Origin of the sequence: Chryseobacterium oncorhynchi, from assembly GCF_002899895.1 — a bacterium.
Taxonomy (GTDB): domain Bacteria; phylum Bacteroidota; class Bacteroidia; order Flavobacteriales; family Weeksellaceae; genus Chryseobacterium; species Chryseobacterium oncorhynchi.
In genome coordinates this window covers 930,375-948,998 of the sequence record NZ_PPEI02000001.1, presented here as the reverse complement: position 1 = coordinate 948,998, position 18,624 = coordinate 930,375, and the positions used below count along the sequence as shown (strand labels likewise).

At 38.7% G+C, this 18,624-nt stretch carries 7 protein-coding genes; all 7 read right to left on the bottom strand.

Annotated features, from left to right (window positions below; all coding sequences use genetic code 11):
* Window position 1: 1 nt before the first annotated feature.
* Window positions 2-2,404 (bottom strand): glycosyltransferase, encoded by a 2,403-nt coding sequence (locus C1638_RS04250; RefSeq protein WP_109618488.1) that lies wholly within the window; start codon window positions 2,402-2,404, stop codon window positions 2-4.
* Window positions 2,397-3,179 carry an alpha/beta fold hydrolase gene (locus C1638_RS04245; protein WP_109618486.1) on the bottom strand — a complete coding sequence of 261 codons (783 nt, stop codon included), beginning with the start codon at window positions 3,177-3,179 and terminating at the stop codon, window positions 2,397-2,399. Before C1638_RS04245 ends, C1638_RS04250 begins: the two co-directional genes overlap by 8 nt.
* Window positions 3,170-3,469: an acyl carrier protein gene (locus C1638_RS04240; RefSeq protein ID WP_002977699.1), complete on the bottom strand. Its 300-nt coding sequence runs from the start codon at window positions 3,467-3,469 to the stop codon at window positions 3,170-3,172. The genes C1638_RS04245 and C1638_RS04240 overlap by 10 nt, the downstream gene beginning before the upstream one ends.
* Entirely contained in the window at window positions 3,457-7,722 is a 4,266-nt protein-coding gene (locus tag C1638_RS04235) for a type I polyketide synthase (protein WP_109618484.1), read from the bottom strand. Before C1638_RS04235 ends, C1638_RS04240 begins: the two co-directional genes overlap by 13 nt.
* Before the next feature lie 19 nt (window positions 7,723-7,741).
* The gene (locus C1638_RS04230) at window positions 7,742-14,785 is read right to left on the bottom strand and encodes a type I polyketide synthase (protein ID WP_109618482.1); all 7,044 of its coding nucleotides are present in this window, start codon (window positions 14,783-14,785) and stop codon (window positions 7,742-7,744) included.
* Window positions 14,786-15,729: 944 nt separating this feature from the next.
* Complete coding sequence (gene glsA, locus C1638_RS04225) at window positions 15,730-16,743, bottom strand: glutaminase A (RefSeq protein ID WP_109618480.1); 1,014 nt, start codon at window positions 16,741-16,743, stop codon at window positions 15,730-15,732.
* Between the two features lie 95 nt (window positions 16,744-16,838).
* Window positions 16,839-18,167, bottom strand: a complete 1,329-nt coding sequence (locus C1638_RS04220; RefSeq protein WP_109618479.1) for a putative hexosyltransferase — start codon at window positions 18,165-18,167, stop codon at window positions 16,839-16,841.
* Window positions 18,168-18,624: the final 457 nt, after the last annotated feature.

The following is an 18,624-nucleotide window of genomic DNA, read 5'->3' as shown; positions in this document are numbered from 1 at the left end:
GCTACACTGAAGCTAATGTTGAATGTTCGTGTACAAAATTTTCTAACAGTTCTACCGCCTTGTCATTTCCTCCGGCAAGCGTGAATGTATTACGAACTTCCTGAGCGGCGGCTCTGTATTTAGGATTTTCCAATAATTCAAAAACGGTTTCACGAAGGGCGTCTACACGAAGTCTTTTGTATCGGATACTGATTCCGCAGCCTGCCTGCTCAATTAATTTTGCAATATGAAAATGATCATAGGCAATAGGCGTGATTAACATTGGTAAGCCATTACGGAATGTATCATTAACAGTATTGAATCCACCGTGGCAGATCACCATGTCCATTTGCTGCATTACTGCGGATTGAGGGACGAAGCTGTTTACAATAAAATTATCCGGCCATTCTTCAAAGATTTCCGGTGGAGTAGCGGCAATTACGGTAACCGGCTGTTCTGCAAATGCTGCAATGATCTTTTCAAAGAAAGCTTTTCTGATGTCTACCAATAATGTTCCCAATGATACAAAGATCTTTGGAGTGGTAGATGCATTCAGTTTATCCCAGTCAAATGGAGCATCGTTTGGACGTCCTTTCACTGGACCGACAAACTTCATATGAGAAGGAACGGTTTCAAATCCGGCAAAGGTTTGTGAGGTAAAAACCATATTCAGTTTATGAGAATGGATGTAAATACCTTCCTCATGAATTCCTACTTCTTTTTGTAAGTCTTTGATTAGATTTTGCTGCCATTCCCAGATTTTAGGAGCACTTTTTTCGGTATCTCCCATTACGTCTGGTGGAACGGGAGTTGTGGTTACACAAGGAATATTGTGTTTGTGAGCAAATAAGGCACCTCCAAAGGTGATACAGTCGTTCACGATTACATCAGGCATCCAGCTTTCTGTCAGTCTGGTTAATCCCGGCATCATCATTTTGGCAAAAGGAACATAGGTTTCTTCCAGTGCCAGTTTCATCACTTCAGGTCCGGAGCATGCCGGTCCGTCATCCTGTCTCTTTAAAATACGGGCGATTTCTTCCTGATACGGAATAAGGTCTTCTTCAGGATAATAGTAAGAACCTCCCTCAGGAATATGTTTGTTGTCTAAAGGTGTAATCCCAAACCATTTTACTTCGTGGCCACGGGCAATTAAGCTGGCTCCAACGCTTAACGTAGGGCTTACATGTCCGAAGAATGGAGGAATAACGAATAAAAACTTAGATGGTTTTTCAGGTTTGGAAGCCTTTGAGATAGCCTGCTCCAATAAATGGGCTGCAGTAGCTGCACCTCCTGCTTCTACAAAAGATTGTCCTACTTTTTGAGCAGCTTCACGGTAACTCGGATTGTTTAAAATCTGTTGTACAGCTTCTCTTAAATGATTGGCTTTAAATCTGTTGAAATTAAGTCTCTCACCTGCTTCTGTACGCACCACACGTCCTGCAACATGTGACTGGTCGTACGCAATAGGGATCACCACTAAAGGAATACCATTGGATAATGTTTCGGAAACAGTATTGTGACCGCCATGGCAAACTACCCCGTCAAGATGAGGCAACAGATCCAATTGAGGAACCTGCTGATACACCATAAAGTTATCCGGCCACTGATCAAAAAGTTGCGGATCTGAAACCACGACAACCGTTAAATCTTCATCCTTAAATGCATCCACTACCTTTTGGAAGAATGCTTTTTTATGGTCATGATCGAAAGTGGTTCCGATACTTACTAAAATCTTTTTGTTGGTAGCATTTTTTAACCGATCCCAATCAAATTCACAAGAGATACGACGCTCTGTAAGAACGGGACCTGTAAATTGATACTGAGAGGGTAGATCCTCCATTTCACCAAAGAAATACGTAGAGGTTAAAACAAGGGTTAAAAGGTCAGAAGTAGCAAGGGAACGCTTTTCATTCACTCCCAGTTCTTCCTGTAATGCAACGATTTGATTTACTTCCCATTCGTGTACCTTAGGCAGCTCATTCATGATTTTAATGGCAGCCGGAGCGGTAACGGAAGTGGCATAAGGGATTCCCAATGCTTTTGCGGCAACCGGGGCTGCAAATAACTGGTGATCACCAATGATCAAATCGGGTTGGTATGTTTTTAATAAAGCAACAATTCCTTTATAGCAATGTCTGTTCAATGGGATAAGAACCTCTTCATAAAGGAACTTGACGCTGTCGATTCCGTACACTACTTTTTTTGAAATAATATCAAGATATTGTTCGCTTTCTTTCTTTTCTTCGTCGGTCTGATCGTATTGGATCAGTAATAATTTTCCTCCCGCAGGTAATTTAGCCTCCAAAGTCGGGTCAAGGCTGATCCAGGCTACTTCATGTCCTCTTTCCAACAGAGTAGCACCGATGCTTAGGGTAGGATTGACATGTCCTGTCAATGGTGGAACTATAAATGCAAATTTAGCCATGGTTCTTCGTTAAGATATTAGATAAAAACTGAGCGATAGTTTCCGCTATCAGGTTAGGTTCCTGAATCGGAATATTGTGATCGCCGGGAATTAATTCAAGTTCGGACGAGCCGATTTGAGATTGCAGCCATTCTCCTGTAGGTCTGCAGTTGGACTCAGCACCGTAAAGCAATAATGTGGAAGCTGTTAATTCATTGAAATCAGCTTCATCAAGGAAATGCTTTTCCTTAATCATATCTGCTTTGATACTGGTTTGATTAAACAGAAACTCATACATACGATGGTTCTTTTCCATTTGTCTTTTGCCCATCTGGACTTTGGTAGTATCTGTAAAATTAGCCACATAATGCTCAAGGAATTCCTTGCTGTATTCATCAATGATGTTACGGGCTTTTTCGTCCTGAGGATCCGGAGCTTCCATTACCACCAGTTGATTGACACGGTCGGGATATTGTAATGCTGTTTTTAACGCAATTAAACCTCCAAAACTATAACCAACAAGATGTACCTTTTTCAGTTGCAGATGATCCATTAAACCAATCAGATCGGATGACATATTTTCGAGATCATATCCATCCGTGAAACGCTCACTCATACCGTGACTTTTCAGATCGTACATGACCACATGGAAATGCTGCGCCAGAATGGGAGCAATATTAAAATAATAAATGGACAGGTTACTGAACATACCGTGGATCAGTACCACGGTTTGTTCGGCTCCTTTGTTGAGTTCCTGTATATGAACTTGTCTGTTATTGACAGTGATTATTGGCATTCGTAGATATAATTGATGATCATACTAAGGTCAAGATTGATTAGTTGGTCAAGATCCATAGAAGATAACCAACCTGTAAAGTCGATCTGATCGCCAAAATGCGCTTTGATCTTTTCAGAGAAAGAGACAATCTCGATGCTGTCCATTTCAAGATCTTTGGTGAATGAACTTTCAGGAGTAATATCCATTTCTTCTACAAATTCAGCACCTATCACTTCAGTAATAAAACCTTTTAATAAAGTAAAAAGTTCTTCGTGGTTCATTTTTAATGTTGCGTTTACAGTGTCCATCCGATAATATAATTTTTATGTTTAATAGTTTTGATTTCAATGTTGTTGATCCACAAGTGATCGTCTTTTATCAATTCGACTTCAAAGGCTTTAGGATTTCCTTTCAGTCCTGTTCCCAAGAACTTTCCGTAAGCTTCCTTGGCTACCCAGAAACGGGTGGTCCATTCTGCCTGATCTCTGTCTTTTAATAAGGCTAATTCGTTGTCCGTAAATACCAGATCATAGAATCCTGAGCTGCGTTCTTCCATCAGTTCCATATCGATTCCTACAGATTTTCCATATCTCGCGATTCCCACGGCTTCTTTTCCTTTGTGAGCTAAAGAAATATGAATATCCTCTGTAAAATCACTGATGAGGTAAGGTTTCCCCACTTCATCGGAACGGATTTCAAAGGTGATCGGGAAGCAGGCATGATTTTTTTCCTGACGAAGAAGATTTCTTACGGCATCTTTCACGGCAACACGGCTTACCATCCAGTTTTTCTTTTTGTTGGGTAACAATTGCTGATGATGCTGTTTTTCCGTCTGGTTAAAATATCTTTTCAGGATAAAATCCCATGAAGCGACTCTGGTATAGGCCTGATGGAAGAAGAATACTTCCGGAGCAATCTCTTCAGAAAGGCGGTTGTGCAATGGTGACATGGAAACATTCCATAGAGCAGCATCAATCTCCAGTCTTCTGTTCTGCCAGCCTGTAATGGCGCACCAAACTTTTCCGTCTCTTTTAAGGATGATATCTGCGATGGCAAATTCATCATTAAGCTCTGTAAGCATACAGGTACATTCAAAAATACCTTTCTGATCATGCATATCTCCGAAGAATTCAATGTCTCTGATCTTTACAGGGAATGCAATACGGTCTTTTACTAATGTAAGCTGAAGCCAAAGCCCGAATAATTGCCCTGCATTGTCCAGTAAAGAGCCTTTTCCGCCATTTCCTTTAATTTTACCTACGATTCCTTTATTTCCAACTGCTGAAACTTCAATGATTCCCTGGTATTGATCACCATGGAACATGTGTGCATCATAGATTTCTTCAGGTGTTCTTTCAATAGGTAAAAGATCTCCAATAGAAAGATTGAAAGAAAGTGTAGGAACAGGAGAGGATTTTAATACAACTTCTGCATTCACAAAGTTCTCAATATCCAGATAAGCGTGGTTTTGGGAACGCCATTCTCCTTTTACTGTTTTTTCAAAAGGCTTGGCCACGTTCATCCATTGGAATACACTTACGTTCATGATTTTATGAACCAGTGTTCCTGGGATCTGTGCTTCTGCAATTTCTGCAAGCTGCTCAAAGATCATCGTCATCGGAATAACCGGTTCCATATCTGCTACATGAGCCCAACCTTTAGGCTGTCTCAATAAGCTGTGATCGATAAGATAAGGGTGGCTTTCTAAGGTCACATACATATCTTTCGAGAAAGTTGTACTTCTTGGTGCTTTTGGAGCGATCTGTTGTGCTGCAGGAGCAACCTGAGCGGGACGAGAGATGGTTATTTCCGGACGATTTTGGAATAAAGTCAAGACTTCTTCCTGCATACGGATCATGTCTGCAACATTGTCCTGAAATGCCTGTACCAGCGGATGTCCGCTTTTTGTGGCAATAGCTGAAGCGTTTGCGGTATATTGTTTTGGCGTATCAAAAGACTGAGCTAAAGCTTTAACTTCTTTAAAATTACGGATAATAGGAGAGCCTAACTCCAGTTTAATGCCTTTTCCTGATGGTCTTTTCGAATGATTCCGAATCTCCAGAAAATCAAGAGCTATCGTTTTTCCTTCTACAAATAATGAGGCTACTACACGTTGTAACTGTGCCAGTGCAGAACGGGTTGGAACGCTGGCAGCAATGGTGCTGAATGCTTTTCCTTTCAAGGTATCATCAATGAAGCCAATTAAACCTCCGGTTCCCACCTGAATGAACACTTTTGCCCCTTCTTCGTATAATTTATCCGTAAGTTCGCGAAAACGAACAGGCTCAACAAGATGCTCTGCGCTCAGTTTTCTGATGGCTCCCTGATCTGCCGGATATGGTTCCAGTGTTGTTGCAGACCATAACGGGATCTTTGTTTTCTGAAACTGGGCTTTTTCCATTCCTGCAAGAATCACATCCAGTTTATCGGCGATAAAAGGAGAGTGGAATCCGGATTGGAAAGGCAGAACCTGATGGAAGATCTGTTTTGATTTTAATTGAGGTACCAATTCATCCAAAGCAGCATTACTGCCACAAAGAATCACCTGATTAGGGCAATTGTCATTGGATACATATAGATCTGAAATTTCAGCAATAAAAGGTTGTACTACATCAATTCCGGCTCCGATAGCAATGAATTTGGAGTCTTTTAATTCAAATGTTTCAGGATTCAGCACATCAATAAGTGCTTTTACAGAATTGGCTTCTGCCAACTCGGATGAATATCCTGCCAGCCATTCTCCTAAACTGTGTCCTGCGTTCATATCAGGGATGATTCCCAGTTTTTTCAAAGAATTATCCAGGATACTGCAGTTGTTGAAGATGTTTAAAGCATCGGTTAAAAGTCCTTCACCTTCAGTTTCTATAGGCGCTGTTAATCCGAAATAACGGCTAACGCTGTCTACTTCGCCTTTTGCCAGACCATCTAAGCCCGGAAATACAAAGGCAACTTTACCGCCATCTTTTAATAATGGGGCAGAGGTGTACCAAATATCCTGTTTGTTTTTCCAAGTGATGTTCTTGGAGACAATTTTAAGTGCTTTTTCTATTCTTGCAGGTGTTGGATCAAATATCGCAACCCTGAAATCTCCTTCACCAATGGTCGTTTCATTATTTTGTAATGCAGACAATAATTCTTCATGGGTAGGTCTTGCCAATATCAATACATGATCTTTTTTCGGCATATCATAGCCTTCCAAAACAACGTGTGCGTTGATTCCTCCAAATCCGAAAGCATTCACTGCTGCTACTTTTGGAAGTCCTGTCTTTGACCAGTTTTTGGCTTCCTGTACAGGTTTGAATCTTGTGTTCTGCATGTCTGCAGTTGGGTTTTCACAATATAATGTTGGCGGCAAAGTATCGTGATGTAATGCTAAACAGGTTTTAATCAACCCTGCAATTCCTGCAGCGGGCATCGCATGTCCGATATTGGACTTTACAGACCCAATTCCTGCAACCGGAGCAGTTTCTTCTTTTCCAAAGAACTGTGCTAAGGTTTGAAGTTCCGTTTTGTCTCCAAGCGGAGTTCCGGTACCATGAGCTTCAAGGTAACCGACTTTATTTTTGTCTAAATCAGCATTAATCCAGGCTTGCTCCAAAGCTTTCAGTTGGCCTTTTACGGACGGACTCATCACACTGGTTCCGTTCCCATCACTGCTTACTCCCACGCCTTTAATAACAGCGTAGATCTTGTCCTGATCACGAACGGCGTCTTCCAGTCGTTTTAAAACGACAAAACCACACCCTTCCCCAATCAATAATCCATCAGCATCCATACTGAATGGCTTGATCTTTTCTTGACGGGACATGGCTCCCAACTGGGCAAAGATGCTCCAGAAAGCAGCATTTTGTCCTGTATGTACACCGCCAGCAATCATAATGTCGGAACGGCCTCGCTGAAGTTCTTGTACAGCATGATCTACGGCAATTAAGGCACTGGCACAAGCGGCATCTACCGTAAAGGCAACGCCTCCCAGATCAAAGCGGTTGGCTACCAATGAAGCCACCAGATTGGGAATCAGTCCCATGGCAGTATCGGCAGCGAAACGTCCTTTACGTTCCTGAAAAGCATGCTTTACTTTTTCAATATCAGCAGAAGATACCTGAGGCAGTAATTCCTGTAATAATGAGGAAATCTGTTCTCCGGTTCTTACAATTTCTATGGCACGGGTAGCTCCAGGGCCGGTATAGTTTCCTTTACCTATAATAATTCCTGTTTTTTCAAGGGAAGTATTCTTTTGAAATACGCCTGCATCTTCCAATGCTTTCTGAACTAAATCAAGGGTTAATAAATGGTCTGGTTCTGTTCCTTCTACAGCGAGTGGTAATATTCCAAATGCTGTGGGATCAAATTCATAGTCAGGGATAAACCCGCCTCGTTTACAATAGAAACGATCGACAGGGTTGGTGGCATCACTAAAGTGTACCGGATCTATCCTATCAGCCGGAGCCGATTGGGTAGAGTCTACTTTATTGACAATATTCTGCCAAAAAGTATTGGCATCTTGTGCCCCCGGAAAGACACAAGATAGGCCAATTACAGCAACATCCGTTTTTTTCATACTTATTTTGTACAGAGGTTTACCAATTGTTTCCTGACATGATCAGCACCTGGCTTTCAGTTCCGTATTTGATCTCATTAAGGAAGATTTCCTTTCCTTCATCCAATGGAATCAGGGAGATACCTCTACGTTCGTATTCTGTTTCAAGGGTTGATGAAACCATTCCGGCTCCTTTCCAGGGTCCCCAGTTGATGGAAATCACTTTTCCTTTTAATTTTTTGTTTAAAGCATTGGCATAATCATCCAATACACTATTGGCAGCAGCATAATCTGTCTGACCTTTGTTGCCGTATACAGATGCTATACTTGAGAACAGCACTACAAACTGACAGTCTGTACGAAGTTGCTCTGCCAGTACACGTAGCGGCTTCACTTTGGTATCAAATACACGTCCGAAAGAAGAAGTTGTCTTTTGTTTGAACAATTTATCTTCTAAAAGACCTGCTCCATGAATAACTCCATCCAAACGGTTATATTTTTCATATATACTGCTTATCAGTTGACTCAAACCTTGTTCATCACAAAGATCCAATGATTGGTAGACGATTGTGTTTCCAAGCGCTTCCATATCACGAATAGTACGTAGGATTTGATTGTTTTTGAATACTTTTGTTGTTTCTTTTTCTATTTCAGCAGGTGAAGTGAATCTTCCGGATTTGATGAGAAATGCTCTAATTTCCTCTTTGGTTTTCATTCCTTCGAATTCTTTCAAAGCAGATGCTTCGTTTCTTGGATCTGCAGATCTTCCTACCAGAATATAAGTACATGGGTAAGCCTGAGACATATGTTTTGCCAATTCTGCAGTGATTCCCTGTGCGCCTCCAAGTACCAAGACCACGGATTTCTGATCTAACTGAATATGGGCTTCGTTTAAGCTTGTTGACAACGGTGACGGGATAATGTCTACTCTGTGTCTTTTTTCATTTTTATAAATTACTTCAGCAGGTTTATCGTTGGTTAGGATCTCCTTTAGCGTAATTTCAGCGATTTGATCCATTTCCTGAGGTGTACTCAGACTGATTAATCTGCAAGTCGTTTGGTCAAATTCTCTTGCTAAGCTTTTGAAAAGTCCCGGATAACCCTGATGATGACGCAATGATTTCGCATCCGTTATTTCCTGAAGATTAGCGGTGATGTCAGAGATCAGATAAACCCACTTTACTTTATCAAAATCCAGTTTTTTAATCAAATCAACATGATCGATAATACTTGGTTTATCAGTTGATGAGAATAGGTCTAACATAATCAATCCGTCAAAATTTGAAAGATCTTTTTCCGTGTCTACTAATTCTACAATTGCTCCATGCTTTTCCAGTTCGTTTTTGATGGCTGAGGTTTGCTTACTGTCATCCTGAGTGATTGCAAAGTGTTTTCCCTGTAGAACTTCCGTATTTTGCACTAAAGAAGCGTCTGTAGGAGTAATGTCAAAACGAAGACGTGATAATACATTGTTTGTAGGTTCAGGAGTGTTGATTTCCTTTACTTCATCTTTGGCTTCATTGTTTTCACCACTCATTTCGCTGATCCAGCTTGCTAACCCACGAAGTGTTTTAATGGCTGCCAGTTTTTCCATGACATCATCGGCCTGATCAAGGTTCTCCCCAAAACCGATCTTGTTTTTAAGATCTGCAATGATTTCCATACGCTTGATAGAATCGATACTAAGGTCTGCTTCTAAATCTAAGTCTAACCCTAACATTTCTTTTGGATATCCTGTTTTTTCACTTACGATATTCAGAATAGCATTTTGAAGATCTTCTAGTGATAGAGCTGATGAAGATTGTGGTTTTGAAGCTTTAGTTTCGGCTGTTGTGATATTTTTTTCAGGGGTAGTTGTAGTGTCTGCTCCTGAGAATTCAGTAAGCCATGAAACCAATCCACTTAGGGTTTTGATTCCTGCCAATTGTTCCATAACGGTATCTTCATTGGCATTACCGTTTGATAATGTTCCCAATTCATTACGAAGAGTTCCTATAATTTCTACTCTTTTGATAGAGTCGATACTCAGGTCGGCTTCAAGATCCATTTCCATGCCCAGCATTTCCTGTGGATATCCTGTTTTATCGCTTACTACCTGTAATAATAATGATTTAATATCTCTTGTAGGAGCCGGTTTTACAGCAACCGCAGAAGCAGCAACTGCCACTGTTCTTTCTTGATAAACAGGTTGTACAGGAATAGTACGTTCAGGGGTAGAAGCAGGCATTGGAGTGTTATAAACAGGCATTGGGTTTATCTGAGGATTCTGTCCCATAAAGGAAAGCATCACATCACGTTGTGCCTGTATCATTAATTTCATGCTGTTCAAATATTCCTGCAGCATACGTTCCGCTGTGGATAAGCTTTCCGGTGCAGGGGGCTGGGTATTATTAGTAAAATTGTTCATGGAAATAGGAGTTAAAATGGGTAGTGCACCATTAGCAGGCAGTGTACCTGTTGTCGGATGTGCAGCTTGTCCGTTAACACGCCAGATGGCAGGACTTTTCTTGTAAAGTTCAGGCTGATTGATATCAATAATCTGAACACTACGTCCATCGAAAAGTTTTTCAATGTTGAAAGTGCGTCCTGTTCCTAAATATTGAGCCAACATGCAAAGCAAGTGGGTAAATTTATTACGGCTGTTATCTTCTACATATAAGGTCAACTGATCTTTTTCAATACATGATTTTGCCAGTCCGGTAAGAACTTTTCCAGGACCTACCTCAATGAAGATTCTTGCTCCATCATTATACATTGCTTGCATCTGCTCTACAAATCTTACAGGCTGTACCAAATGGTCAGTCAGTCTTTCTTTGATTTCTGATGGGCTAGACGGATATACCTCTGCTGTAGTATTAGACCAAACAGGGATTTGCATCTCCTGGAAAGGAATATCTTTTAATACATCAGCATATAAACTTTTAGATTTTGCCAATAGCGGGCTGTGGAATGCACACGCTACTTCCAGCTTCTTAGCAGAAATGCCCTCTTGTTTAAGAACTTCCAAGAGCTTATTAATAGCCTCCGTACTTCCTGCAATAACACATTGAGTTGGAGCATTGAAGTTAACCGGATAACATCCTTCTACCTGAGCAATAATAGGTTGTAAACGTTCGTGGCTAGCACTTGCTGCCAACATTGAACCCGGATCTCCGCCTTCTACTGAATCTAAAATAGACTGTGCTCTCTGGATACTTAAATCTACCAATTGATCTTCTCTAAATACACCTGCAAAACATAAAGCCGGTAATTCACCATAACTATGGCCAGCCAGCATGTCCGGAATGATTCCTAGTGTTTCTAAGAATTTGGCTAATGCAAGATCAACAATTCCTAAAAGTGGTTGTGCTAAACGGGTATCTTTAATGGTTTCCTTTTGTTGTTTTAAATCAGCTTCATTAAAAGTTTTTGATGGGAAAACCACTTTTTCAAGTTCAGGATAGTCATCAATAAGCTTACGCATGGCTGGGAAAACGACGAATAAGTCACGGGCCATATTGATTCTCTGACTCCCTTGTCCAGGGAATGTGAACGCCACTTTTCCCTCTTTTTTATTAACGGTGAACGTATCTTTTGTTTCTATTCCCAGCAGTACTAATTCAAGTTTCATCATCAGATCTTCAGCAGTATCTGCAACAATACTGAACTGAATTGATTTCTCTGAGCTTATACTTAAACTGTAAGCAATATCTTTTAATGGAATCCCATCATTGATTTCTAATAAAGCTTTGATTTGGCTTGATTGCCCTTTGGCTTCTTCATAAGTATCCCCACGGAATACAAATAATTCTGAAGGCCATGACTGCATTGCAATAGAATCATCTTGTTTCGGATGATTGGCAATGACCGTATGGAAGTTTGTTCCTCCAAATCCAAAAGCACTGATTCCTGCATAACGGTTCTTTTCAGTCCATAATCCAGTTTCTGCATGGAAAGAGAAAGGACTTGTTTGTGCGTTATAGTAAGCATTAGGTTTTTGAAGGTGAAGGGTTGGTGGTTTTATACCATGGTAAACTGCCAGAGAAGCTTTGATTAAACCTGCTAATCCTGCAGCACATTTAGTATGTCCAATCTGTGTCTTCACAGAACCTAAATGAGTCTGTCCCGGTAAAGCACCTGAACGGCTGAATAGATTTGTTAAAGCACTTAACTCTGTTTTATCTCCAACTACAGTTCCTGTACCATGAGCTTCTACCAATCCTACAGATGCAGCACTGATTCCGGCTTGAGTATAAGCGCGTTCCAATGCTCTTACCTGACCAATTTTTCTAGGTGCAGTTAATCCTAGGGCTTTACCATCACTGGATCCACCCACACCTTTGATTACAGAGTAAATACGGTCTCCATCATTGATGGCGTCTTCATATCTTTTTAAAACAAGGATGGCAATTCCTTCTCCAAGGGCGATCCCGTCTGCATCACTATCAAATGTTGCGCATCTTCCTTTTCTGGAAAGCGCATGGGTACTTGAAAACATAAGGTAATCATTGATCCCGTTATGTAAATCTGCTCCTCCGGCAAGAACCATATCTGATTTGCCCAGTACAAGTTCCTGACAAGCTAAATCAATAGCTGCCAAAGAAGAAGCACAAGCTGCATCTACAGTGAAGTTTCTTCCACCAAGATCAAGACGATTCGTAATCCTACCTGCGATTACATTGGCCAAAATACCCGGGAAAGAATCCTCTGTGGTGTGTGGAAAAGCTTCTTTTACTTCTTCATGAAGCTCGCCAAATACTTGTTTATAATATCCTCTGAAACTATAGCTGTTAGCAAGGTCATTGCCTCCTTCAGCGCCAATAATTACAGAAATGTTGTCTCTGTTGATATGCTTTTCACCATATCCAGCATCTTCCATAGCGCGTTTTGCAACCAATAATGTTAATAATTGTGTAGGTTCAATGGCTGCAAGGGATTGTGGCGGAATTCCGAATGCTAATGGATCAAAATCAATTTTTGGAATGAATCCACCCCATTTGGAATGCGAAACATCTGGCCCGTCTGAATCAGGATTGTAATAAAGATCCTTGCTCCATCTTTCATCCGGAACTTCTGTAACACTGTCTTTTCCCAGAATAATATTTCTCCAGAATTCTTCCAGATTTTTGGCTCCGGGGAAAATACATTCCATACCTACAATAGCGATGTCTAATGGCTTTTCGCTTGATGTTGGTTCTTCTGATAATGCGGCGTTTTGGATATAATCGTAGTTATTTACGCTTACATTCTGGTGAAGTTCTTCAAGGGAAAGAACTTTATTATGCATCGTAGCAATCTGCCCGATCATGTACATGCCAAGGTCAAGTTGATCATCTTTTGGGATGTTAACCAATTGATCTCCTTGACGTTCTATGCCTTTAGCAGCGATTCTTAAGCGTCCTACATTGAGTTTTTCCAATTGCTCCCAAACTTCTTTTTTATCTGCTCCGGCAGCTAAAAGCTTGGCTTTCTCAGTAGTAAAATGGTGTGCAAAAGCTGTATTTAAGCAACGGGTTTCGTGCCCCGGTGCTGTTTCTAATAAAACGGTGTCTTTGGCCTGCATAGCCTGTAACTGGAATTCTTCCTGAATAGCTCCGGTTTGTACAGCTTCCTGAGTATAGAGATATGCAGTTCCCATTAATACTCCAACTTTTACGCCTCTGGCAGCCAATGGAGCGGCCATAATAGAAACAAAAGCTGTTGAAAAGTCGTTATGGATTCCGCCCGCGAAAAATACACTGATATTTTCCGGATGGTCTTCTTTTAAAATACGTTCAATTTGTTTTTCCCAAAGAACCATGCTTGATAATGGGCCTACATGGCCACCACATTCGCGTCCTTCGAAAATAAAACTTTTAGCTCCTTCTTTAAGGAAAATATCAAGTAGGGCAGGAGATGGAACGTGCAGAAATGTCTTTATTCCTGCTTTCTCAAATACCTTGGCCTGCGCCGGTCTTCCTCCTGCAATCAGAACTACCGGTGGTTTTGCTTCAAGAATGTATGATGTTTGTTCTTCTCTTAATTCCTGAGGGGCAAACCCTAAAATACCTACACCCCATGTTTTATTTCCGGCAAGCTCTTTCGTTTCCATCACTAAGGATTTTGCAGAATTACCTTTAAGTAGTGATAATGCAACAAAAGGTAAGGCTCCTGCTTCTGCTACAGCATTGGCAAATGAAGGAACGTCGCTTACACGAGTCATTGGGCCTTGTGCAATTGGATATCTAAGACCAAGTTCTTGTGCCAGAGGATTATTCTGGTCAATTACCTGAAGAGCTTTTGCCTGCTTTAAGTGACCATACATAGCTTCCTTAAAGCCAAAAGTCATTTTTTTCAGCGTTTTGAATTCTTCATATAAATCTACTGCCAACGAAATATCTTGCCCCATCGGGATATAACTCTTACTAATATCAAGATCTGTAAAATATTGCTTAAGTTCTTCAGAATTGATATTTTCAGGCAGTGCAGGTGAGTTAGGCCTCACGAGTACACGATGATTAGCAATGATTTTTGTTTCTGTTCCATTCAGTTTTGAACATAAATCCTTGATGTCCTTAGGAATAGAACTTTCAGGAAATAACGCAAGCTGACTATCCAGTACGATACCTGTTGCTCCCAAAGCCTTTACAGCTGCAGCGGTGTGGAGTCCTATTCCTCCTTGTACCCATACAGGAATGCTTTGAATTTCCTTGATAATTCGCTGAAACAGCACAAATGTAGATTCATAGCCAATCTGGCCTCCTGCTTCATTTCCTTTGATGATAATTCCATTTGCTCCTGAATGTTCAGCCTGTTTGGCCTCTTCCAGACTACTTACCTGATAAATTACGGTAAGATTCGAGTTCTGGTTGATCAACATTCCTGCGGGTATGACTGCAAAGGTCACTTTCTCAGGAATTTGAAGCGATGTAAGTTTTTCGTTAGAAATGTAGATACCACAAGACGGTATATCTAATTGGTCAAGTCGACTTAAGGCTTCCTCGGCGGGCGCCAATTCCTGTCCCAAACTTAGAACGGGAAAGATACCTGCCTGATGCAGCTTAGGCATAAGGTTGACATCCGGCCTTTCAAAAGGCGTTAGTCCAATAATGGTTAAGTTTTTCATGGCGTGATATGTTAGTAAGAAACTTCATAAAAATTCATAACTCTTTGAAATAAAGAGGAATGTTCTCTTATGAAATCATAAAATTGGTTTTATTATATTTTTAATTATAAAGATTTTTTGTTGATTATTTATCAACAAGGGTAGAGGGTCTCTATAATTATTAGAGATAAAGTGATAGTCCGGCTTTTCAAAAGGCATTAGCCTAATATTTGTCAAGTTTTTCATTGCATTTAGTGTTAAAATATTAATCTACTATTTCATTACAAAACATCAATACAATAGCTATAAATAGTTATTATTTATTATAGGTGAATAAAAATAATAAAATTATACTATATCTTTAATCATAAATGAAATTTAATAATGATTTTTTAACAAAAAAATAATGATTGTTCAAATGCTATTAAAGTATGCGATTTATTTTCTTATTCACTGTAAATATGCCGGCACAATCTGAGTAACTATAATTATAACTAATTATAGTTAAAGAAATGTTAAGCAAATATAGGAATAAAAAATAAAATATTTCAAAAAGTAGAGATTTGTTTTTTTATATTACGAAAAGATAATATCAATAATTTCCCTGTAAAATCTATAAAAAATGAAAGGCTTAAAAAGGAAAAAATGATTATCAAATTTGTATTAAATTGATTTATATGGTATTATTAACCATTGTGGGAATTATTTCACTTTCTTGTTGGAGACTTATCTTCGCGGATGAGTGAATTAAAAAGGAGGTAACTTTATGAAAGGGTGTCGAAATTATTACGGAAATATGAAATATAAACATAAAAAAAGCAGCGAAAAGCTGCTTTGATTTATAAAAAATGGTAAAAATTAATCGTACTATGGAGTTTCTATGAGGGTAAAGATTTATCCAAATGAGTTAATTTTCATGTATTGAATTTACTTTAATCTATATCCAAGAGAAGTTCTGGATAAAATTAAAAAATACTAAGATTATATTGTTTTACAAGATCTAAAATCATGTGATATCCCGCCAATGAATTTCCATGTTGATCTAAGGCCGGACTGAATACACCAATACCCATTTTTCCCGGAACGCTTACTGTAATTCCCCCGCCAACTCCAGACTTGCTTGGCAGACCGACTGTTCTTGAATATTCTCCACTGAATTCGTACATCCCTGCCGTCAGCATTTGTGATTCTATTAGTTTGGCAATTTCTGCATTTTTATAGGTGGAGTCTCCATCAAAACGTACGCATTGATTGGCAAAGAAATAACCAATTTTAGCCAGATCCTCTGCTGTTAGTTCAATGGAGCATTGTTTAAAATAATTATCCAGTTGATCTTCATTTCCAGAGATGAGTCCATTGTTTTTCATCAGGTAGAACATTCCGCGATTGCGGTGTCCTGTGGATTTTTCGGACTCATAAACAGACTTGCTGTAATCAATGGTTGAGTTTTTGGTAATATATCGAACCATGTCTAAAATCTTAAGGAAAGGTTTTTCTCCGTCTCCGGAGATCAGGGAAGTGGTAAGGATAGCTCCCGCATTCATCATTGGATTAAGTGGTTTTCCTGTTGTTTCAAGATTTGAAAAATGATTAAAAGGTCTGTCGGAGCCAAAATAACCCATTTTATCAAAAACATTGGTTTCACCTTTTTCATTTACGGCAACCATTAATGCAATGATTTTGGAGATGCTCTGCATGGTGAATTTCTTTTGAACATCACCAGAATTAAAGACTTTACCGTTTTTATCTACCACGGAAAAAGCAATGGCTTTAGCGTCCATCTTTCCCAACTCAGGAATATAGTCGGCAACTTTGCCTTGTGCATAGTATGTTCTGTTTTTTTCCAGAATACTGCTTAAGGTTTTTTCTGAAATTGTTGAAATATCTGCTGTTTTCTGAGCATACATTACGGTGTTTAGAGATAAAAACCCTGCAATAAGAATTCCTTTTGCAGAAAATAAAAAGCTATTTTTTTTCATGTAGAATATTTTCGAATAAAAGTTTAATGATAATCCTCGAAAAACAAAGATAAGATATTTCATTTTTTTGTGGGCTATTCTTCTTCACCTGCAGTTTATTTCACTAATTCAAAATCCTTATAGAACAATATTCCGTGTTGCTTAAGCATATGGTTTTTGTCATTTTCTATTTTGCCGTCTACGGTATTGATGTAATAAAGGGGGCGTTTTTTACTTACGATGTCTTCTTTATCTTTTTGAGTAAGGTTTTTAACGATATTTATTGTGTTGTTCTTGCTAAAGTTACCCATCAGTAAAATCTGTTCAGAGAAATTTCCTACATGAAAGATTCCTGGTGTGTTATTGGAAAGTGTTTCTATTTTTTTAATCAAATTCTGGCAATATTCTAATTCCTGATCTTCATAACCCTCATTCACAAATACAATTCCTTTAAGGTTAACTTTATTTGTATTGATATGAATGAAAAAGGGAGAAATAAGGAATCCATATAATACAATTTTCATCAATTTTGGCTCTAATACATTTTGTAAAAGAATAAGTAAAAAAGGGACTGAGGGTATTAAGTACCCTGCTTCCAGTGGATATTTTAGAAAGAAAATTAAATTGGATAGTATCATTATAATGCAGAACAGCATAAAGTGATCTCTGTACAGGTTTTTTACCTTTTGAAAACTGCCTTTGAAAAGCTGTATGACTAAAGCTAAGAATATTGCTAGTATTCCCAAAGTTCCATATACATGTAGTGTTCCTAAACTCACTAAAGTAGGATAGGAAACTTCTGAAGCTCCGGAACTTTGCAAAAAATGAGTTCCATATTTCAGAATAACAGGTAAAAAGAAAATGAATGTAAAGAGTATGGAAAGTATAGAAAATTGAAGAATCTTTTTAATATCTTTTCCAATATAACAATAGGTAAGAAAAAGAAAAGCAGGTAGGAAAATGATGTTGTTAAATCTTGTACTTACAATCAATCCGAAAAATATAGAGGCTGCCCAGAGTTTTTTATTCAGGATAGAGTAAACAGAGGCGAGTAAAAAAAACAATGACCAATTGTATTCCATTGCCACTGTACTATTAATATAGATAATTGGTGTAAAGGAGAGTACAAGAGATATGAGAAAGGAAAGCTTTATTTTAAAGAATTCCAGGATTCTGAAAAAAAAGAGGCAGCAGCCAACGGTGAACAAAACCGACAGTAAATTGATGCACCAATAAGGGCAATCATATATTAATGAATAGATAAATTCTGAAAAAGGATATCCGGGAAATCGTGAAACATTGTAAATGTGTTCTTCGTGCCATACTTTTCCGGTATAAACTTCCCTCCAGGCATCTAAGTCAGAACCCAGGCTATTGAAAATAAAAGGCAATCGCGAAAACACTACTACTAAAGTTATTATGACTTCCTTAAGATATTTGGGCATTGTTCCTGTGCTTTTTTTCGCAAAATAAGTTCTTTTTACTATATAAAGTAAATAATTCTGGATTTATCTATAGATACTGGAAATGGTTTTACTTTTTCAATTCTCTTTTCTTCCCATTCCTGATTAATTGTAGTTTCAATATGTCCATTTCATAATGAAAGCATATTGTTTGTTTTTTTAATGAAAATTTTATAACATTTTTCTTTTAATTGTTTTATTTTGAAGTTTGATGTGTTTATTTGGTTAATTTTTTTCTTTAAAACACACTTAAAAACAAAAAAAATACATTGATTTCATTCGGGAATGAAAAATAAATTGATCTTTATCAATAACTATAAAGTGCGTGAAATAACATATAAGTAGGAATATGGGTATATTATTGATGTTTAGCACGTAAAAGCTGTATCTTTTTCACTATTAAATGATTTTTGTGTTATTTTTTTTATTAATTTCCAAA

Coding starts and splice junctions, on each gene's coding strand:
- C1638_RS04250 (WP_109618488.1), bottom strand. CDS start 2,404: ATGGCTAAATTTGCATTTATAGTTCCACCATTGACAGGACATGTCAAT.
- C1638_RS04245 (WP_109618486.1), bottom strand. CDS start 3,179: ATGCCAATAATCACTGTCAATAACAGACAAGTTCATATACAGGAACTC.
- C1638_RS04240 (WP_002977699.1), bottom strand. CDS start 3,469: ATGGACACTGTAAACGCAACATTAAAAATGAACCACGAAGAACTTTTT.
- C1638_RS04235 (WP_109618484.1), bottom strand. CDS start 7,722: ATGAAAAAAACGGATGTTGCTGTAATTGGCCTATCTTGTGTCTTTCCG.
- C1638_RS04230 (WP_109618482.1), bottom strand. CDS start 14,785: ATGAAAAACTTAACCATTATTGGACTAACGCCTTTTGAAAGGCCGGAT.
- glsA (WP_109618480.1), bottom strand. CDS start 16,743: ATGAAAAAAAATAGCTTTTTATTTTCTGCAAAAGGAATTCTTATTGCA.
- C1638_RS04220 (WP_109618479.1), bottom strand. CDS start 18,167: ATGCCCAAATATCTTAAGGAAGTCATAATAACTTTAGTAGTAGTGTTT.